The sequence below is a fragment of the Flagellimonas algicola genome (assembly GCF_005937185.1).
In the GTDB taxonomy this organism is placed as follows: Bacteria; Bacteroidota; Bacteroidia; order Flavobacteriales; family Flavobacteriaceae; genus Flagellimonas; species Flagellimonas algicola.
Genome location: NZ_VCNI01000002.1, coordinates 1,537,239 through 1,557,691, shown reverse-complemented (window position 1 = coordinate 1,557,691; position 20,453 = coordinate 1,537,239). Strand labels below are relative to the sequence as shown.

The following is a 20,453-nucleotide window of genomic DNA, read 5'->3' as shown; positions in this document are numbered from 1 at the left end:
CAAAAAATTGAAAACATAATGATCAAGATCATGAAAGAGAGCAAGTTAATTCTAGTTGCAGTATTGGCCCTAATAGGGATGTATTCCTGCAGCGATGATTTTATAGAAGTTGAAAACAGGGAGGTCCTTACGGAATCCAGTTTTTGGCAAACGGAAGACCATGCGCTTCAAGCCCTTACCGCCACCTATGCTGCTTTGCATAGCTCCAGCGGTAGTAAATGGGCCTTTTTTGAGGAAATATACACAGCCATGGCCTATAAAGCTGATGACATGGTGAACAATACTGCTGAGACCTACAGTAGGTCCTTGGCAAGTTTCACCAATACCACAGAAGAAAGCGGACCCTTCAATATCTGGCGAAGTGCCTATGCCGGTATTGGACGTGCCAATCAGATTTTACAACAGGTTCCCAACATGGAAGCCCTTTCCCAAGAGAGTAAGGATGTGATCATGGGAGAAGCTAAATTCCTGAGGGCATACTATTATTTTTGGTTGGTGACCGGTTTTGAAAATGTACCCTTGGTAACCACCTATGAAGTGGACCCAGACAATCTTTTCCCTGGACAGGCAACTCCAGCCGAGGTATGGGCCCAAATTGAAACAGACCTTTCCGAAGCTGAGTCTGCCATGTTAGTGGCACATTCTGGGGAGTGGATAGGAAGAGCAACCCAGGGAGCTGCCAAGGCCCTTTTGGGAAAAGCGTATCTATTCCAAGAAAAATGGTCACAGGCGGAGGCTAAACTTGCCGAGGTAGTTGCTATGGATTATGCCTTGTTGGAAAATTACGCCGACAATTTTAACGGAAGTGCTGAAAATGGCAGTGAAAGTGTTTTTGAGATTCAGTTTACTGGCGATAGAGCCAATGGTAATGATGAGCGTCAAGTATTCAACTTTGAAGTTTCCCCTTATGCCTTTGGAGGATGGGAACTCTTTTATCCTTCACAATGGTTGGTAGATGAAATGAGAACGGATGTTGATGGCATTGGTGACCCCAGTGAGCGTGTTTACGCCAGTATTTTCTTTGATGACCCAGGTTCTCAAATGTACAGCCGCGATTCCGACACGGAAGTTGCCTATGGCGATGTTGCCGGAGAATTGAACCACCCAAAATACTTCAAAAAGTATTCTTTCAATGAAGACACCAATTTTTACAATGGTACCAACATCACCATTATTCGTTTTGCCGATGTACTGTTGATGTATGCGGAAGCTCTTAACGAAAATGGAAAAACAGCAGAGGCCATAGTTGAAGTCAACAAAGTAAGGGAAAGAGGTGGTGCAGTCCCATTGGCGGGTCTGTCCCAGAGCGAACTAAGAACGCAGATCCGTCATCATGAGCGGCCTGTAGAGCTGTCCATGGAATTTGGGATTCGCTGGTTCGATTTGTACCGTTGGCAACGTGGTAGCACCGCCACAGAGTCCATTCAAACGACCCTTGAAAATCATGGTAAACCATTTGCCGAGAACTTTCAAGACAAACATATACTGTATCCCATTCCACTTCAGGAGATCAACATTAATGAAAACCTTGATCAAAACCCTGGATGGTAAACCGGTTAAGTTTAGTTTGAGTTAGTTTCGTGTTTAAGTAGCGTAACTTGCCACCTAGGGACAAAGAGCGGTCCTTAGGTGGTTTTTTATAAAAACCCATCAGATAAAACTGAGTGGAAATTGAATTTAAGGCCGCTCACCTACAAAGCAGGAGTATTTTGATCAGTTGTAAATACGTCACATCCTATACATTAATCCTATTAAGCCTGATAGGTTTGTTTTCCTGCTCTAAATCCAACGAAAAACCTAGCGACAAGACTATACCTCTATTCACGGAGATTTCTTCATCCCAATCTGGAATAGGTTTCGTTAATGAAATTCCAGAAAACAGTGCCATGAACAGTATGGTCTACGAATATTTTTACAACGGTGGCGGCGTAGCCATTGGAGATGTGGACAACGATGGACTTGCCGATATATATTTCACCGCCAACCTCAAGGAAAACAAATTGTACAAAAATCTAGGTGATTTCAAGTTCGAGGATATTACAGCCAAGGCCAAGGTAAAGGGAAGTTTTGGTTGGACAACCGGAGTGACTATGGCAGACATCAATGCGGATGGCTGGTTGGACATTTATATCTGCAAATCAGGGAAAGGAAAGGCAGAAAACAGGGCGAATCTCCTGTACATCAACAATAAAAATGGCACATTCTCGGAAATGGCCACTTCCTATGGTTTGGATTTCTCCGGTTATAGCACCCAAGCTTCATTCTTTGATTATGACAGGGACGGAGACTTGGATTTGTTTTTACTAAATCATAATGTAGCACCTGTAAATACCAATACCCCAGAAGTTTTCAAAAATGAGGAAAATGAACTAGTGGGCGACCGTTTATACAGAAATGATAACGGGAAATTCACCAATATTTCCAAACAAGCTGGTATCATAGGTAATTCCTTGGGATTTGGCCTTGGAGTTTCCATTGGCGACCTGAACAACGACGGTTGGCCAGACATTTATGTGGGCAATGACTATATAGAACAGGATTACCTCTATTACAACAATAGGGATGGCACTTTTACCGAAGGGATCAAAACCTCCATGGGGCATACCTCGAATTTTTCCATGGGAACCGACATTGCCGACATCAACAACGATGGGCTACCAGAGGTTATTTCCCTAGACATGGTCGCCGAAGACAATTACGGAATTAAGACAAGTATGAGCGGCATGGATCCCAAAGCCTTCAACTATGCGGTTGAAAAAGGGTTTCACTATCAATACATGTATAATGCGTTACACTTGAACAATGGCGATGGACACTTTAGTGAGATTGCCCAAATGGCAAATGTTTCCAATACAGATTGGAGTTGGGCTCCCCTATTAGCCGATTTTGACAATGATGGCCAAAAAGATTTGTTCGTTACCAACGGACTCAAACGCGATTTCAGAAACAACGATTTTAAAAAGTATAAGTTGGAACGGCTGGAACAGGCACAAAATCGCAACGAAAAAATGCCGAAGGTCATTGAGGAGTTGGTTCAAAAAACACCTCAACGCAAAACCACCAACTATCTTTTTAGGAGCAATGGAGATTTGACCTTCACCAACAAAACAAGTGACTGGGGCATTCAAACCCCAACCTTTTCCAATGGCGCAGCCTACGGCGATTTGGACAATGATGGAGATTTGGACTTGGTCATCAACAATATAGATCAGGCGGCCACCGTGCTGCGAAATAATAGCAAGCAGAACTACATTCAGTTTGAATTTAAGGGGCCTTCGCGAAACCCCTTCGGTGTGGGTACAATCGTAACCATAGAAACAAACGACGGACAACAATTTGCCACCAATTATCCTACCCGCGGATACCAATCGGCAGTGCAGCCCTTGGTGCACTTTGGTTTGTCACAGACCACCCAAGTAGAAAAGGCAGCAATCCTCTGGCCGGATGGTAAATCCCAAACCTTCCAAAATTTAGGGTCAAATCAACGGATGCACGTCGACTATGGTAAGGCCGTTGCTACGCAAGAAGAAAAAAACCGCATCACCGATATACTTTTTCAAGATATTACCGATGCATCTGAGATTAAGTACCGTCATACGGAAAACTTCCATGACGATTTTGCGCTGGAAAGCCTATTGCCTCACAAAATGTCACAGGAAGGGCCTGCCCTGGCCGTGGGCGACATCAACCAGGATGGGCTGGATGACTTCTATATTGGAGGTGCTAAAGGATACTCTGGGGCACTTTATGTGCAGCAGGAAAATGGTAAATTCCATGTTCAAAATCAAACTATTTTTTCTGAAGATAAAATCCATGAAGACGTGGATGCCGCCTTTTTTGACGTGGATAAGGATGGTGATCTTGATCTTTATGTGGCCAGTGGCAGCAATGAAGAAAAAGCAGGCTCCAACTATTATTTGGATAGGATTTATGTCAATGAAAATGGTCTTTTCAGTAAGGTTTTAAATCCTTTTAATCAGGATGTCGCCTCAAGTAGTTCCATTGTCCGACCTTATGATTATGACAAGGATGGTGATTTGGATTTGTTTGTTGGAGGTAGGCAAGAACCTGGAAAATATCCTTTATCCGGAACTAGTGTTTTATGGAGAAATGATACTGAAAATGGACGTATCAATTTCACTTCAATGCAAGAGGAAATCCCAGATGATCTGGGGATGGTCACTGACGCTGCTTGGGCCGATGTTGATGGGGATGGCTTTTCGGATTTGATCCTTGTTGGGGAATGGATGTCTATCAAAATCTTTAAAAACCATAAAGGTTCATTTACGAACATATCCGACCATATAGGTTTGGAAAACCAAACGGGTTGGTGGTTTAGCTTGGAAGTTGGGGATTTTGATGCCGACGGAGATATGGATTTCGTAGCCGGTAATCTTGGATTAAACAGCAAATATCAAGCTTCATCCCGGGAACCTTTCGAAATTTATGCCAAAGATTTTGATCAAACAGGATCCCTGGACATTGTTTTGGGGTATCATCAGGAAGGAAAGCAATTTCCGTTACGCGGACGTGAGTGTAGTTCCAATCAAATGCCATTTATCAAGAAAAAATTTCCCACCTATCATGATTTTGCATCTGCAAGTCTGGAAGATGTCTATGGCAAAGAAAACCTAGCCACAGCGGTGCAATTCCAATCCAAAACCTTTGCCTCAGCCTATTTTGAAAACCAGGGAGATGGTAGTTTTACATCAAGACCTTTACCCAATTTAGCCCAACAAACAGCTGTAAGGGATATCATAGCCACGGACTTTACTGGAGATGGGCTGGAAGACCTACTGCTTTTTGGTAATCTTTACGGATTTGAAGTAGAAACCCCAAGACAAGATGCTGGATATGGCTTGCTAATGGAAGGGAACGGAAGCGGAAGTTTTGAACCTCAAATGCCCTACGCTAGCGGATTGTATATCCCAGGGGATGTAAGCCAGGCCTGCATGTTAAGACTTGCCAGCAATAAAAAGGGGCTTTTGGTAGCCAAAAACAATGATTATTTGCAACTTCTCGAAATACAATAATTCCTATTGTCCCAACATTCCGACCTGAAATTGCGTCAATTCCCCATTTTCAAACCCTACTTGGCTTTCTATGGGATTACAGCATACTTCGCAATCTTCCACGTAGGTTTGTTGGCGGATTGAAGTATCCAAAAGAAAGGAAATTTCTTCCCAGCAATAAGGACATTGAAAGAAATGTTCCAACATGGTCTTGTTGATTTTAGTCTTTGCAGGTTGTCATGGCATATTCAAAATGCTATGGAGTTTTATTTCCCTGTTTCAGTCCTTTAAGCTGCCTTTTAAAATGAATGATGTAGGTGAAATTAAACCCAAAATTTAGGTTGGGGTTCTTAAAATTGAAATTGTTCCTGGTTTCTGCAATAAATGAACTTTCCACCATACTGGGCGCATTGGTCAGCATAAACTGAAGCATTACATCGCCCAATTCCCAATTTACACCAATTCCAAATGGGCCATAGGTATCTATACTTTCAACCGGGTTGAAAACTCTATAGTATTCACTCACCAACGATACGTGTGGCCCCAATTTATACCTACCCCCAAAGCCTAGGGCCAAATGATTTTGCCTTTCATCTTGCGTATAAACCGCACTTCTGTGGATAAAGGTTGGGGCAATTTGCAAGGAGAAATCAGAACTGATCTTTTTTGCAATGAGCAGTTGGGTGGTAAACGACAATCTATTGGAAAAATCATCTTCAACATTGGGGTTGCTAATGGCATGACTGTTATAGCTTGCATTTTGAAAAACAGTAAGCCCAATTGGCGACCCCTGGCCACTTGCCTGCTGTCTTACCAATCTATATTTCACAAAGGCATCAAAAAGACCATCCCATGTTGATCCCCCCAAGCCCGTGGTAAGTCTATCACTGATTCCATATTCCAAGGCAATACGGGCATTCAATTTGTCCGCCCCAAAACTTTGGGAACGTAACTCCGGGGTATTCCAAAACCTTGTTGCCGCAAACACCTCCAAAATTCCTTTTTTACGGGTCTCAACAGAATGTCCGTAGGTAATCCGGGTAGACTTAAATGTAGCTGGGACAAATTGAGGCACCGTATCAGTATGCTCCTTTTCCAAAATATCCAGCAGCTCATTTTGTGCCATTATTTGATTTACAAAGAGGCAAAAAACCAATAGCGTCCAAAAAACTCTAGTTTTCATAGGGCATACATTCAAAATTAAAATCCACTGAAATGGTCTTTGCAATATTCCCCGCCAGAAGTGGTGGAATCTTTATTTCATAATCCCTGACCAGGGTTTCAAAAGTCCCTGAAAGGATAAAGGTCTCGTTGTTGCGCGTTATTTTGGTCTTGATTTGAAGTTCTTTGGTAACCCCATGCATATTGAACCTACCTTCCACCATTCTTGTTTGTTCACCTTCAAGAGTAGGATCAAAATCCATAATGGTACCTACAAAAGTGGCCTTGGGATAAATATCGGATTCCACATAACTTTCGTTGAAATGTTCCCGCATCAAGGCTTTTTCAAAAACAAAGGCATTCATGAGCATGCTCACGGCAATTTCACCAGTGGTTGAGTCAACAATACTCAGCACCTGATTATTCTCCGCCTTTATGTGTTCTACAGAAGTGTAGGAGAAAAATGAGACATGACCCTGTCTTGCAATGGATTTGGTAGCCACTTGTCCAAACCCGTTAAAGGCGATCAATACTAAAAAAGGTAGAAGTTTACCCATATTATTCATGACTTACTACACAATTCAAAAATATGGCATCTTTTAAAATGCCTTTGAAAACACCTTTGATAACCAAAGTGTCTGTCGGTTCAAATTCCTTGATAAGATTTTCTTGACCTTCCATCATATCACAAATAATGGACGGATGTTCCTTTCCCTGAACATGCAAGATAACAGTAAGTCGGTTATTCTTTTTATTGATTTCCTTGATTGCACCTGTTATTTCAATAACCTTCTCAGCGGACAATAGGCCAGCTCCGTCCTTTTTTTCCAGCAAATCCACCAAATCGTTCGCACTCATGTACAGCTCAGGTTCTGCATTGGCCATATCCATAGATTTTGCTGACGCTATGAACCAAACAATACATATGCCCAAGATCAAAAGACCAACTGCCATCCACAGGATCAAACGGTTTTTACTTGTCAAACTTCGCATCTTGCCTTCAATAGAAACCCAGGGCCTTACTTAAAACCCTGGGTCCAAAACTACTAAAACTAATTTCCCTTTTCAAAGTAGTTATGCCGCACTGGAACCAACCTTGGTACACTGGCACAAAGGCGGCACGTAATTTTCTTTCTTTATTTTATCCCCTAAAGGTGGGTGTCCTATTTCCATTAATTTGTTAAGCGCCAAAGCGAGTTCATTGGCACTGCCAAAATGAAACCAAACCAAGGAATCCATTGGATTGGTGCATACATTGTATATCCCCTCTATTCCAAGAAGCTGTTTCTTTATACCACTTGCACAATCATCACAAAATGCCTGTGCCACCGGAATTTTTGCCAAACCTTTTCTCATGCTGTTTGTCTTAAAATACCCTTGATAAATTGAACCCAAAGAAGATGTCTCCATCACCCCAATCCCCTGTTGCCTGACCCAAAAAATAATTGGTGTTCATAGGTTGGGCATTGGTAAAATGCAACTGAAAAACGTGTCCTCCGGTTTCCAGGTCAAACCCTATGGACAAAGCATTTTTGAATGGGGAATTATCCGCTCGGTTCAAATGCCAACCATAATCCAGATTTAGGCTCCATCTTTTGGTCAGCTTATGTCTTCCCCCAATACCCAAAGCAAATTGCGAGTTGTCTTGCTCCTCCAGGCTGACCAGGTTGTCATGGAAAAATGTGGGCGTCAACTGCAGGGAAAGATCATTGTTCAACTTTCTTGAAATCAAGGCTGACACTGCATAACCCACTCGATGTTTGAATTCAAGACCCGGTAAACTAATATCATCCAAGGCAGTGTTAATCAAAACTGAATTGAACAAAACCAATGTTAAGGGAGATGCACCTTCCTTTTGACGCAACAATCGCAACTTAAGGGAACCTTCATAGGTTTTTTGGAACGAACTTCTTGAGATACCCAAATTAATCCCATCGGTAATCCCATAAATAAGGTTCAATCGCGTAACGGCCTGATCCAAACCAAAAAAATCATCGATTCCTGTTTTTATGGTTCCAAAACGGTGTGAAACCACAAAATAGAGCTCTTTTTGGGAGACCATTTTGGTAGATTCAAAATTTACAATTTTTAAGCCCTTAAAAGCAGCTGATTCAAAGGCTTCCGAATCATCAATTTCAAGATCTTGCAAAAGATCCTGCTGGCTAAAAATAATTGAGGGCACAAGGGCCAAAAACACTATTAGTTTTTTCATGATTTAGTATCTCTAGTTGGTAATTGTTGCTTGGTCTATTTTTACTATTTCCAAAAGATCATCATACCCAATACACCTTCCCTTAATGGTCAAATAATCTTCTACTTGGATTTCGGAATGTGGGGTGTCCAACAAATTGATCTGCACTTTGTGGTCCAGAAATATGGATTGTTGGTCAATTTCCGTCACCTTTCCCGTGGTTATTATGGCCTGATCAATGAATTGGTCTCCGTTTTCTTCAGAAAAATGTTCAAATAACAGCTGTGCTGATAGTTGATGGACGGCCTCCTCCTTCAAAATGTTCCTGGATTCTGGATAAAGGGTTCTGTACCCAACAATTGCCAGGGCCCCTACCGCTATTGCGATAAACATCAAAAGGTATCTTCTCGCCATTACTTCCTTTTCAGTTTAAAATCGAACTTAACCTGGACCTCCTTGGCAATTTGGTTTCGGACAATCCGTGGAATTTCAATATCAAAATCAGCGGGGGAAACGGTGAAGTTGCCCAAGAGGGACAGCACATCATTGACCAATTGTGCATTCACCACAGTTTGGATTTTCTTCACTTTTCCATGGAAGTCGAGAGTACCCTCAAGTTGCACCTCCCCTCCTGCGGATGGCAACCCTACCAAATCAAAATTTTTCAGAGCTCCCCTAAAAATGGCTTTTGGAAACTGGTCCGATTCGGCATAGCTTTCATTGAAATGTTCCTGCATCAGTGAATTTTTAAACTCAAATGCCCTTACCAATGTCAGTGACGCCAATTCGTTGGTTTCTGCATCATAAACCGCAGTGGCCGTGCTATTGATGGCTTTAACTTCCTCAAAAAGTTCTTCGGAAGCTTCAAAAATTACGACCCCATTTCTATCTATAAATTGGTCTTGGGCAACGCCCTGATAATTCCAAAGGAACAGTATGAGGACAAGTGAAATCTTAGCCATGCGTTGGACCATTTTCTGCTAGTTTTCCAAGGTTCCGTCCTCGATCCACTGCTCAACCAAATCTATCGCTGATTGAGGTAGTCTTCCTGCAGGTGGCATTGATCTAGCTTCAGAGGTTTGTCTGCTTATTGCAGTTAAAATACCTCCTGCCCTGCTCTGGACTTCGGTAAAGTTGGTCAGGGAAAAGGGTGCTCCATTTTGGGTGGGTGAGGAATGGCATCCCAAACAGCTTCCGCCAATCAAGGCGCTTATGTTCCCATCATACGTGACCAAATCATCATTGGGTGGGGTAAGATCTTCATCGCTGTCACTTGAACAGCTTGTCAACACGACCAAAAATGCCAATGAGCATAGATACATTAGTTTCTTTTTCATGATTGTGATTGTTTTTGTGTTTAATAATGTCAATTGATTTACACTATCAAAACAACAGTACCTCAGGCAATTATGGAGGGTAAACCTTTGTGAAAGGGAAAACTGGGCCTTGACAGGGAATTTTTAGCCTTAAAAGGAATTCTTAACCGTGTTGCCGAAAAAGTAAACCTTGAACGCTTTTACAAAGGGGGTATAAAATCATTATATTGGATAAAAAATTTGTTGGAAATCCTATGAGAAAGGATAGGCTATACTTCTTAACGTTTATTTCGATTACGGTCATCTACGCCATCATTGCGAGCATTGCCCTGCATTATTTGACCAAATCAGGAACCCTTACACTGCTGGAAACCTATCTGGAGTTCAGTAAAAACGAGGCCAAATCCTTTGCCACTTTGGTAGGTCATAATACACAAATGGGGATTTCCAAGGATTCCATTGTCCAAAGTGTCCAGCAAAGTTTGGAGGAAACCGATACTGATATTGGTTATTTGAGCATTCTGGATTGGTCTGGAAAAATCATTTGCCATCCCGACATCAAAATTGTTGGGGAACAAGCTGGTGGGTCTAAATCTTTCGTCTCTTCCGTTGCCGATGAATTAACGGTGGAAAGTTTTTACAGCCAACTTAACCGACGGTTAAAAGAGAATCGCGATTCGGCGAACCAGACACTCGCAAAAGAATCCGAGGTCATCCATTTATATCCCGTAAGTGGTTCGGACTGGATTGTGGCTGCCCACATTGGCATTGACAACATTTCCCAAAGATTGCAGGAAATGAGGAACCGATTTTATACCATCTTTCTACTTATGGGACTCTTTGTGGTTCTGTCCTATGTGGTGGTGGTTCGCCTTATTGGAAGCAACTATGAAAAACAGTTGGAGGCCAAAAACAAGCAGCTTGAGGACGAAGTAATTAACCTTTCCAAATTAAATAGGGCTGTTGGGGATTATCAGCAACGCGTCTCCGAAAAAAGTAAAGGAGACAAGGAAGACACTACCATTAAGCGGAGAATCCTTACGTATATTCGAAATGAACTATTGCCGGTGGCCACCGAGGAGATTGCTCATATCTATACCGAAAATTCCATTACCTATGTGGTTTGTTTTGATGGGAAACGGTCCACCACCAATTCCAGTCTTGATGAACTTTTTTCCCAATTGGACAGCGCTTATTTTTTTAGGGCCAATAGACAATTTATCATTGCTATTTCCAGTATCGATAAAATTGTGAAATATGGGAAAAACCAATTAAAGATTTTAGTGGTTCCCAAATCTGAAGCTGGTATTCTAATTAGCAAGAACAAGGCCGCAGAATTTAAGCAATGGTTAAATCTCTAACTTTTGAAGCACTCTTCCCAATCGAAAGTTAAATTGCGATGGTGGTTTAATCAGAATTCGACATTGAGCAATTGCCCACTGATCTGCAACATCTGCAGTTCAGCCAATTTTGCACTGTATTTGGCCTGACTTTGGGCCAATTCCGCATTTAAAAGGTTCAATTGCGCCTGTCTGAATTCAATGGACGTTACCTGACCTAACTTGTAGCGTTCATCTGTTCGGTTAAAATTATCTTGATTGGTCTGTAGGTTCTTTTCCTGAACCTCCAAAACATAAAGCGCATTGGTGTAGCTATCCCAAGCATTGCGAATATCGCGTTCCACTTCCAAAGCTATTTGTTTTTGCAACAGCTCTTGCGTCTCGTAGTTGATTTTGGTGTTTTTTATGTTGGTGATACTTCTCCCCCCATCAAACAAATTCCAAGTAAGGTTGATCCCTCCAGTGACCCCAGTTGCCGTGTTTTGCACAACAAAGGCCAAAGGGCTGTTGTTGTTGGATTCGTTCCACCCGTAGGTTCCTGTTAAACCAATGGTTGGTAAATAAACACTTTTGGCGGATTTAAGGTTGTAATTATTGATGTTCAACTGCTTTTCTGCAATCTGTAGCCGAACGTTATTGTCTTTTGCTTCATTGTGCATGTTTTCCATTTCAAGACCGGAAACAAAATTCACCATTGTGTCCGCTGCAAAAGTGGTGGCCAACTCCCTATTTAAAATAAGATTAAGGTCGCGCATAGTGTTCCGTAACTGCTGTCTGGAATTCAGCAGGTTGATGCTATCGGTATTAATGTCTACTTCGGCATTTAATACGTCCAGGCCTGTATTCTGACCATATTCAAATTGGTATTCTGCCCTGCTTAGTCTATCCTTTGAAATTCCCAAGGCGCTTTCAAGGTTTTGCGTGTTCTCGGTCAATCGCGCTACTTCATAATAGACCGTGAACAACTGCAAAATGGTAGTTTCTATGGTCTGCTGTACTTCCAGTTCGGATTGTTGGGAGCGTTCCTTGAAACTCTTATAGTTATAATGACGGCCCAAGCCATCAAACAAGGTATAGTTGACGTTTACCGAAGCATTATATCTCCTGGTTTCCACACCATCGGCTGTTCGTGTTTCTCCATTGCCCAAGGTCCCCTCTGTGTTTTGTCTATCAATGGTTCCTCCTCCATTGGCAGTCACTGAGGGCAAATATCCAGAATTTAAAATGTTGGCATTGTTATCATCAATTCTTTGGGTATTTCTTGCCACTTGGATTCCCAAATTGTTTTGCAGTGTCAAGTCAATTGCTTCCTCTTTGGACAACAGTGGTTCTTGTGCCAAAGCCCAATTTGCGAATGCGAAAAAAAATACGGGTAGGGTATAAAATATACGTTTCATTCTGTAGTGCCTTCTAAAACTTTTGGAGCTTCTTCCTTCTTTATATGCGTAGAACTTCCATTCTGACTATATAACCCCTCGTGCATCATATGTTCTTCCTCGTTACGTTCCCGGATGGACCGTTCCACTTCTTCCCTAGTTGCCTTTTCACCAGTCCACATCTGTTTCACAAATACTTTGACATAGTTGCCAAAAGAAAGAAAAATGGGCAGCATCAAAAGGGTAAGAACCGTGGCAAATCCAATACCGTATGCAATGGAAAGTGCCATGGGTTTTAAGAATTGGGCCTGTCGGCTTTTTTCCAAAAGAAGGGGTGCCAAACCAGCTATGGTGGTAATAGAAGTCAAGAAAATGGCCCGGAACCTAGATCGGCCCGCTTCATAGATAGCCTCATCAAACTTTAAGCCGTCCCGTAAATTATTGTTGAACTTTCCAATAAGTACCAATCCATCATTGACCATAATGCCAATCAGTGCAATGATTCCCAAAAGCGACAAGATGTTAATAGGGAAATTGTGCAACCAATGTCCCCATCCCACCGCTGTTAAACTAAATGGTACCATTAATATCAGCAATAAAGGTTGACTAAAACTCCTAAAGGTAAAGGCTATGGTCACAAAAATGAGAAAAAGCACGGTAAGACCTACAAAACGTAGCGAGTTGCTGAATTTGTTCGCTTCCCTATTCTGACCCTCATACGAAGGTGTGATGGAGGGATATCTGGACAGAATATCCGGCATTATATCATTTCGAATCCAAGCCATGGCATCTGTTCCGGTATATACCTTATCATTGGTTAAGTCGGATGAAATTTGGATTTCCCGTTGACCATCCAAGTGGTTGATGGCCACATCACCCCGCTCAATAGAATAAGAAGCTATTTCCTTAAGTGGAATACGTTCCCCGGTTGGAGATACAATACGCATGTCATCCAAATCCGTGATGGAGGAACGGTTACTACGATCGTAGCGAACCCAAACACGTATCTCATCTTGCCCGCGCTGAAAACGCTGCGCTTGGGAACCAAAAAATCCAGCCCTCACTTGGTTCATAACACTCCTAAGATCCAAGCCCAATAAATAGGCATTTTCCTTTAGTTCTATTCGGATTTCTTTTATCCCGGCAGGGTCATTATCCGCAACATCCTTCAACAGGGCGTTATTTAACATGGCGGTCTTCAGTTCCTGTTTGGCCGCTTTGAGTTCTCCAATATTATTTCCCAAAAGAGAAACGGAAACTGGATCTCCACCAAAATTTCCACCAGAACCGTAAATCAAACTTTCCACACCGATCACTGGACCAACCAGTTCTCTCAGCTTCCCGGAAACCATAGTAGAAACAATCTCATCCGGACGCTCTTCCCCGGGTAAAAGATTGATAATCAAAGTAGCCGTGGAAGAACCTGGCCCAAGGGTCTTGAGCATATTTTCAAACAACACTTTATCCGTTCCCAGTAGATATTCCTCCGTCAGCTGCTGGTTAACAATCTCCGCCTTCTCCTGAATCATGCTAATGATGGAGTCCGTTACTTTTTCGTTGGTCCCATTAGGCATTTGAAGCTCCACAGCAACCCTATCACTGGCAATTTGCGGAAAGAAAGAAGTTCTAATAATTCCTCCACCAATGGAGCCAAAAGTCAAGGCCAATGCCAAAAAGAAAAAGGAAAAGGTCAAAAACTTGTACCGCAAGGCAAACCGAAGGGTGGGGCTATACCATTTGTCCCGCATCCAGGCCATGGCCTGATCGCCCAGTTTATTGATGACACGTAGCTTGGCAAAAATTCGGCCTATGCTGGATTGTGGATCCTGACTCTTGGGCCGTAAAGCTTTGGAATGAGCCAAGTGCGCGGGTAAAATAATCAAGGCTTCCACCAAAGACACTACCAAGGTAAGGATCACGATTACGGATACTTCACTAAAGAAATCCCCAATTCTTCCGTCCAAAAACAGGAAAATGGAAAAGGCCAGGATAGTGGTTATGATGGCCGATAAAATGGGAGGTATTACCTCCATAGTTCCATCAATTGCTGCCTTTATGGGGCTTTTCCCTTTTTCGTAATGCTGATAAATGTTTTCAGCAATCACAATTCCGTCATCCACCAAAATCCCAATTACGATGATCATCCCAAATAAGGAAAGTACATTGATGGTTACATTGAGCATGGGGGCAAAAACAAACATCCCCAGAAATGCAATAGGAAGGCCAAAAGCTACCCAAAAGGCCAATCTTGTATTGAGGAAGAGGGATAAAAAGAGGAGCACCAGAATCATCCCAATCACGGCATTTTCCGTAAGGAGATCAGTACGCTGAGTCAAGGTCTTGGATTGATCGCTGATTACTTCCAACTGAGCGTTGGAGTATTTATTATTGAAATCCGCAATGTACTCTTTCACATTCTCAGCAGAGTCAATCAAATCTTCTGTATTGGTGCTGGTCACGGTAATATTAACCGACAGTTCATTGTTGAGGAAGGACGCATTGGGAGTTTCAGAGAAGCGATCTCTAATGATGGCCACATCCTTTAAGCGAATGACCCTTCCAGACGCATCGGCCCTTACCACTACGTTGGAAAGTTCATCACCATAATAGGAACGATTGTTGGCCCTAATCAGATATTCCTCCGCATCGGTTTTGATATTCCCCCCCGTCACCAGAATATTGGCACTTGAAACTGCCTGTGCCACCTCGCTAAAGGACAGATTATAGGCCAGTAGGCTATTTTCATTGACCGCAATTTCAATTTCTTCTTGGGGATATCCTGAAATTTGAATCTGGGAAATCCCATCAATGGCCCGAAGGTCATTTTCTATCTGTCTTCCAATTTGCTTTAAGGTAGCCAAGGGAATGTCATTTCCGCTGACCGCAAAGCTGATGGTAGGTCGTACCGCCTCAAGCTTGGAAACTACTAAAGGCTCCATCCCTGTGGGGAAAGTGGGTACCCTATCCACGGCATTTTTCACCTCAAGAAGCATAAAATCTATATCCCTCCCTTTTTCAATCTCTACATTGATGCTCCCGCTATTTTCCCTGGAGGTGGAGGTTACTCGTTCAACCCCTTGAAGTCCCTTAAGGTTGTCCTCAATCTTTAATACAATCCCTTCTTCCACTTCCAATGGGGAAGCCCCAGGATAGGTGATATTGATCAACACATTCTGGGATTCCACCAAGGGGAAAAAGGAAGATTTTAGGGAAAATGCCCCTACTATCCCAAAAATGAAAAAGGCAATGATAATCACATTGACCGCAACGTGGTACTTGATAAAATAGGATATGACCTTTCTCACGACTTAGTCCTTTTGGATTTAGCAGCATCGAATACTTTTACCACCATCCCGGTGTATGCTCCGGAAACTGCTTTGGAAACAATTACTTCATCGTTGGGAACATCTTTGAGCACCACCTTTTTATCCGTGAAGTAAACGGGATTTACGTCGATGACATCCAAGATGGAATCACGAACCACAAAAATCTGGTTGTTTTCCAATAGCAAGGAACGGTCCACTTCAATGGCATTGGGTTCCTCTTTGGCCTCCAGGCTGGCTTCCAAATATTGCCCTTCCTTAAGTTTATCTCCACTGACTTCAATATAAACGGTAATGGTTTGGGAGTTTTGATCCACACGGCCGTTCACCCGGGTTACTTTTCCCATAAATTTTTCAGTTTTCTCCAGATTGAAAAGCTCCACTTGCTTGCCCACGGTTAAATAATCACCATAGGTTTTGCTAACGGAAACTTCAAGCTCGTAAACACCGGTATTTATAAATTCGCCCAACTTTTGTCCTACCCTGATTAAAGTTCCTTCGGTGACCAAAGCATCTGTAAGCACCCCCTTAAAGGGAGCTGAAATGGTATATTTGGACAAGCGTTGTTCCAAGTTCTTTACATTATAATAGTTGGATATCACTCCGCGGCCCGAGATGAAGAATTTTTCCTTTTCACTGGTCATTTCCGGTAATTTGGGTGTGGTTTTATCTAAATCAAAGCCGTTGAGATAGGCCTGCCATTTGGGATATATGGTAGGGTAATCCAGCCTTAAATCCGGCATGATGGAAGTAAGCAAGTTGTATAAATTGCTTTTGGCAGACTGTACCGATGCGTAGTATTCGTTGGCATCTATTCGAATCAAAGTCTGGCCAGAGCCGTATTCCTGCCCAGTGCGAAACAATTTACTCCCAGACCTAAAAACTCCTTGAACCTCCGAAAAAAGTTCTACGCGTCTTTTGGCCCTTAAGTTTCCATTAGCTGGAACTACAATGGGAACTGTGGCATTTTTGACCGTATCCACAAAAACCGTTTTAACCACCCTTTGGGGTTGTGGTCTTTTATCCTTCTTGCTTCCTGCAATCATTCTAGCAAAAAAAATGGACAGAAAAATAATGAGGCCACCTGCAATGACCGAGAAAATGAGCTTGCGCATGTGTTGGTACCGATTAGTCTTTGCAAAACTATTGGCTAATGCATACTTGCTTGGTTAAATATTTCATAAATGTGAACTGTTCTTTGTAAAAAGGACACAAAAAAGGGGATACACGCCTGTATCCCCAAACCAAACAAACTAAAGTATAACTAACTACTCATTATCGTCAACATCTTCAAATTTTGTATCAGCCATCCGTGTACGTTGCAGCTGTATTTCGTTGAACTTGGGATTCAAGCTTTTTTCATCGGTATCAAATACCAAAAATTGTCTTGTATCCATCTCTTGCAGCCCTTTGTAGGAATTAAACCTATTGTTCTGCAACTGTAATATTTTTAAGCTCGCCAACTGTCCAAATTCTGAAGGTATCTCTCCTCCCAATTGATTGTTGGCCAGTACCAATTCCTTTAATTCCCCAAGATTTCCCATTTCTTCTGGAATGGTTCCCTCCAAACTGTTTTCAAAGAGACCCAAAGCTTCCAGTTTCGTAAGATTTCCGATAGTGTTTGGGATAATGCCTTTCAAATTGTTACTGGATAGGTTTAACTCCCGTAGATTTTTGAGTTCTCCAAAGGTTGGTGGAATGGAACCACTCAAAAAATTGTTGAACATGGAAAATACCTCCAACTCCTGAAGCTGTCCAATTCCCATGGGCAATGCACCTTTTATCCTATTCATTTCCAGTCGCAATACCTTTAGGCTTTTCAGCTTTACAATATCCTTCGGTAAAACCCCGGTAATGCTGTTGAATGCCAAATTGAGATGCGTAAGATACTTAAGCTTTCCTATACTCTCTGGAAGAATTCCATCCAAATTGTTCATGAAAAGATTAATTCCCACAACATGATTATCCTTGACCTTTACCCCTTTCCATTGGGCAACCGGTTCGTCAAGATTCCACGAAACCTTCCAATCCGATCCCTTGGTGCTATGGTAAAGATCCAACAAAACAGCTTTTTCTTTGGCAGAAACCTCTTCATTGGCCCATGCTAGTGTTGAAGCTAGTACCAAAAAGCAAAAAACGGTTAGTCTTTTCATGAGTTACAATTCAGTTTATAAGAATTTACCTACAAATTACGCATTGAGACAGCAACTCTACAAATTAAATAGGTGTAAGCACGGAAAAATGTTGTAAACAGGGAGAAAAATGTGGTGTAGAATGCTCCTTAGCCCTTAATCCAAGGATTCCAGCTCATGAGAAAGACTTTCCCAGTCTTGCATTAGGGTCTCCAGTTCTTTCTTTTTGCCTTGATAACCATCAAAAAAGTCAGGCTTGGCAATGGTTACATCGTAATCCATGAGCAGGCTGTGATCAATCTCTGCAATTTCCTTTTCCAATTGCGAAATCTTCTTTTCCACCCCACTTAATTTGTTTTTGAGCGATTTTATCCTCTTTTGGGCTTGATAGTCATTCTCCTTCGGTTTTTCAATTTTGACCTGGGTCTTTTGCTCGCCCTTTTCAATTTTTCTAAAATCCTCAGCCTTGCGTTGCTCCAGATAAAAATCAATATCTCCCAAATACTCCTTGATACAGCCTTCTTTAAACTCGTAAACCCGGTCCGTTAAGCCCTGAAGGAAATCCCGATCATGGGAAACCAGTACCAAAGTTCCCTCAAAGTTTTGCAAGGCTTGCTTGAGTACATTTTTGGATTTAATATCCAAGTGGTTGGTAGGTTCATCCATGACCAATACATTGAAAGGTTGCAGCAACATTTTGGCCAGTGCCAAACGGTTCCTTTCTCCACCGGAAAGCACCTTTACATACTTTTCCACCTCATCACCACGAAAAAGAAACGAGCCTAAAATATCCCGAACTTTACTTCGGTTGCTCTCATTGGCTTCATCAATCATGGTGTCCAAAATGGTCTTGTTGCCATCTAGATATTCCGCTTGGTTTTGGGCAAAATATCCGATTTGGACATTATGTCCTATTCGTATGCTTCCGCCGTGATCCAGTTCGCCCACCATGATCTTGGCCAAAGTGGTCTTACCCTGCCCATTCTGACCCACGAAAGCGGTTTTACTACCACGCTCCACCAAAAGATCAATTCCTGTCAACACATGATTGTCACCATAGCTTTTAGACAGATCTTCCAATTCAGCCACCACTTTTCCCGGGGTTACTGAAACCGGAAACCGAACGTTCATGACGCTATTGTCCTCTTCATCCACTTCTATGCGTTCCAGCTTGTCCAACTTTTTGATCAGCGATTGTGCCATGGAAGCCTTGGTGGCCTTGGCACGAAACTTTTCAATGAGCTTTTCGGTCTGTTGGATTTGCTTTTCCTGATTTTTTTGGGCATTCAACTGCTGCTCCTTCATTTCCTTTCTAAGCTCCAGAAACTTGGTGTACGGTTTGCTGTAATCGTATATCCTCCCCAATGAAATCTCAATGGTTCTATTGGTCACATTGTCCAAGAACATCTTGTCATGGGAAACGATGACGACAGCACCAGCGTAATTTTTTAAAAACTGCTCCAACCAAATAATGGATTCAATATCTAAATGGTTGGTAGGCTCATCCAAAAGCAGCACATCATTGTTTTGAAGCAGGAGTTTGGCCAGCTCAATCCGCATGCGCCATCCCCCGGAAAAGGTATCGGTGATCTTGTCGAAATCCTCCCGTTTAAACCCCAGTCCAATCAGTACTTTTTCGGTATCCCCTTGATAGTTATATCCCCCCAAGATTTCATAGCGGTGTGTCACATCGGTCAAATCCACCATCAATTGGTTGTAGCCTTCACTCTCATAATCGGTACGCTCGGCCAACTCTTGATTGATTTTTTCCAACTGTAGTTCCAACCCTTTGATTTCGGCAAATGCCTGATAGGATTCTTCCAGCACCGTACGGCCCTGTTCAAAATCAATGTCCTGTTTTAAAAAACCAATCTTAAGGTCCTTTTCGGTGGCTATGGTTCCTGTATCCGGAGCCATTTCCTTGGAAAGCAACTTGAGCAAAGTAGACTTCCCTGCCCCATTTTTCCCGATGAGTCCCACACGGTCTCCCCCATTCAATCGAAAGGCGATTTCCTCAAAAAGATATTCGCCCCCAAAGGCAACAGAAAGATTGTGAATATTAAGCATTTTATGTGACCAGAATTACAGAACAAAAGTGGGTTAATCCGTACTTTTGCATCAAAATCGCTGCAAATGTTAAAAAAAGGAAACAAACTCTACAGTATTTTAACAGGAAGTTGCCCCAAATGCCATGAGGAGAGCATGTATGAGAGCTCTAATCCCTATGCCATTTCCCAACTGTTCAAAATGCATGAACGCTGTTCGCACTGTGGAACCAAGTACAAAATTGAGCCCTCATTTTTCTATGGCTCCATGTATGTGAGTTATGCAGTGGGCATTGCCTTTGGCACCGCCGCGTTTGTCATTGCTTTTTTGATTTTGGGAGCTTCCTTGGTCAACACTTTTATTTCGATAGTTTTGACCCTGATCGTGTTTTTACCTGTAATCATAAGATTGTCCCGAAACATCTGGATCAATTTCTTTTTTAAGTACGAACCAGAAGTAAACGGTCAGTTGGAATAGGCCAAGTGGGCTTTGCTGACACTTTTTAATTGGCCATATTATTGTTTTGCCAATTAATTGACACGAACCTGCCTTGCCG

18 protein-coding genes are annotated in these 20,453 nt (G+C 42.3%); 4 read left to right on the top strand and 14 right to left on the bottom strand.

The window, feature by feature from the left end; all coding sequences use genetic code 11:
- Positions 1–30 precede the first annotated feature (30 nt).
- Together FGG15_RS15875 and FGG15_RS15870 are read left to right on the top strand one after the other, a co-directional pair.
- Positions 31–1,551 carry a RagB/SusD family nutrient uptake outer membrane protein gene (locus tag FGG15_RS15875; RefSeq protein WP_237561836.1) on the top strand — a complete coding sequence of 507 codons (1,521 nt, stop codon included), beginning with the start codon at positions 31–33 and terminating at the stop codon, positions 1,549–1,551.
- A gap of 113 nt (positions 1,552–1,664) precedes the next feature.
- Positions 1,665–5,033, top strand: a complete 3,369-nt coding sequence (locus tag FGG15_RS15870) for a VCBS repeat-containing protein (protein ID WP_161991981.1) — start codon at positions 1,665–1,667, stop codon at positions 5,031–5,033.
- Between the two features lie 3 nt (positions 5,034–5,036).
- On the opposite strand, the gene FGG15_RS15865 is transcribed toward FGG15_RS15870, so the two are convergent.
- The 9 genes from FGG15_RS15865 to FGG15_RS15825 all read right to left on the bottom strand — a co-directional run bounded on the left by FGG15_RS15865 (position 5,037) and on the right by FGG15_RS15825 (position 9,701).
- Entirely contained in the window at positions 5,037–5,219 is a 183-nt protein-coding gene (locus FGG15_RS15865; protein ID WP_138837995.1) for a CPXCG motif-containing cysteine-rich protein, read from the bottom strand.
- 49 nt (positions 5,220–5,268) lie between these two features.
- Positions 5,269–6,195: a DUF5777 family beta-barrel protein gene (locus FGG15_RS15860; protein ID WP_138837994.1), complete on the bottom strand. Its 927-nt coding sequence runs from the start codon at positions 6,193–6,195 to the stop codon at positions 5,269–5,271.
- Positions 6,185–6,730 (bottom strand): YceI family protein, encoded by a 546-nt coding sequence (locus tag FGG15_RS15855; protein ID WP_138837992.1) that lies wholly within the window; start codon positions 6,728–6,730, stop codon positions 6,185–6,187. The genes FGG15_RS15860 and FGG15_RS15855 overlap by 11 nt, the downstream gene beginning before the upstream one ends.
- Position 6,731: 1 nt before the next feature.
- Positions 6,732–7,127, bottom strand: coding sequence for an OB-fold protein (locus FGG15_RS15850; RefSeq protein ID WP_161991980.1), 396 nt, complete (start codon positions 7,125–7,127; stop codon positions 6,732–6,734).
- Positions 7,128–7,247: 120 nt separating this feature from the next.
- Positions 7,248–7,529: a hypothetical protein gene (locus FGG15_RS15845; protein ID WP_138837988.1), complete on the bottom strand. Its 282-nt coding sequence runs from the start codon at positions 7,527–7,529 to the stop codon at positions 7,248–7,250.
- A gap of 10 nt (positions 7,530–7,539) precedes the next feature.
- Positions 7,540–8,385 carry a DUF5777 family beta-barrel protein gene (locus FGG15_RS15840; protein ID WP_138837986.1) on the bottom strand — a complete coding sequence of 282 codons (846 nt, stop codon included), beginning with the start codon at positions 8,383–8,385 and terminating at the stop codon, positions 7,540–7,542.
- 12 nt (positions 8,386–8,397) lie between these two features.
- The gene (locus FGG15_RS15835) at positions 8,398–8,778 is read right to left on the bottom strand and encodes a hypothetical protein (RefSeq protein WP_138837984.1); all 381 of its coding nucleotides are present in this window, start codon (positions 8,776–8,778) and stop codon (positions 8,398–8,400) included.
- On the bottom strand, positions 8,778–9,326 hold the full coding sequence (locus FGG15_RS15830) for a YceI family protein (RefSeq protein ID WP_237561835.1): 549 nt from the start codon (positions 9,324–9,326) through the stop codon (positions 8,778–8,780). The genes FGG15_RS15835 and FGG15_RS15830 overlap by 1 nt, the downstream gene beginning before the upstream one ends.
- A gap of 18 nt (positions 9,327–9,344) precedes the next feature.
- Positions 9,345–9,701 carry a hypothetical protein gene (locus tag FGG15_RS15825; protein WP_138837980.1) on the bottom strand — a complete coding sequence of 119 codons (357 nt, stop codon included), beginning with the start codon at positions 9,699–9,701 and terminating at the stop codon, positions 9,345–9,347.
- Positions 9,702–9,934: 233 nt separating this feature from the next.
- Here FGG15_RS15825 and FGG15_RS15820 point away from each other — a divergent pair, with 233 nt between their 5' ends.
- On the top strand, positions 9,935–11,041 hold the full coding sequence (locus FGG15_RS15820; RefSeq protein WP_138837978.1) for a LytR/AlgR family response regulator transcription factor: 1,107 nt from the start codon (positions 9,935–9,937) through the stop codon (positions 11,039–11,041).
- Between the two features lie 50 nt (positions 11,042–11,091).
- Here the strand turns inward: FGG15_RS15820 and FGG15_RS15815 are convergent, their stop codons facing one another.
- From FGG15_RS15815 to FGG15_RS15795, 5 genes are all read right to left on the bottom strand, one after another.
- Complete coding sequence (locus FGG15_RS15815; RefSeq protein ID WP_138837976.1) at positions 11,092–12,417, bottom strand: TolC family protein; 1,326 nt, start codon at positions 12,415–12,417, stop codon at positions 11,092–11,094.
- Positions 12,414–15,701 (bottom strand): efflux RND transporter permease subunit, encoded by a 3,288-nt coding sequence (locus tag FGG15_RS15810; protein ID WP_138837974.1) that lies wholly within the window; start codon positions 15,699–15,701, stop codon positions 12,414–12,416. The genes FGG15_RS15815 and FGG15_RS15810 overlap by 4 nt, the downstream gene beginning before the upstream one ends.
- A complete protein-coding gene (locus FGG15_RS15805; protein ID WP_138837972.1) occupies positions 15,698–16,834 on the bottom strand; it encodes an efflux RND transporter periplasmic adaptor subunit in 1,137 nt (378 codons plus the stop codon). The genes FGG15_RS15810 and FGG15_RS15805 overlap by 4 nt, the downstream gene beginning before the upstream one ends.
- Before the next feature lie 153 nt (positions 16,835–16,987).
- Complete coding sequence (locus tag FGG15_RS15800) at positions 16,988–17,872, bottom strand: leucine-rich repeat domain-containing protein (RefSeq protein ID WP_138837970.1); 885 nt, start codon at positions 17,870–17,872, stop codon at positions 16,988–16,990.
- A gap of 135 nt (positions 17,873–18,007) precedes the next feature.
- Positions 18,008–19,918: an ABC-F family ATP-binding cassette domain-containing protein gene (locus tag FGG15_RS15795; protein ID WP_138837968.1), complete on the bottom strand. Its 1,911-nt coding sequence runs from the start codon at positions 19,916–19,918 to the stop codon at positions 18,008–18,010.
- Positions 19,919–19,984: 66 nt separating this feature from the next.
- Between FGG15_RS15795 and FGG15_RS15790 the strand changes: the two genes are divergently transcribed.
- Positions 19,985–20,374 (top strand): DUF983 domain-containing protein, encoded by a 390-nt coding sequence (locus FGG15_RS15790; protein ID WP_138837966.1) that lies wholly within the window; start codon positions 19,985–19,987, stop codon positions 20,372–20,374.
- Positions 20,375–20,453 lie beyond the last annotated feature (79 nt).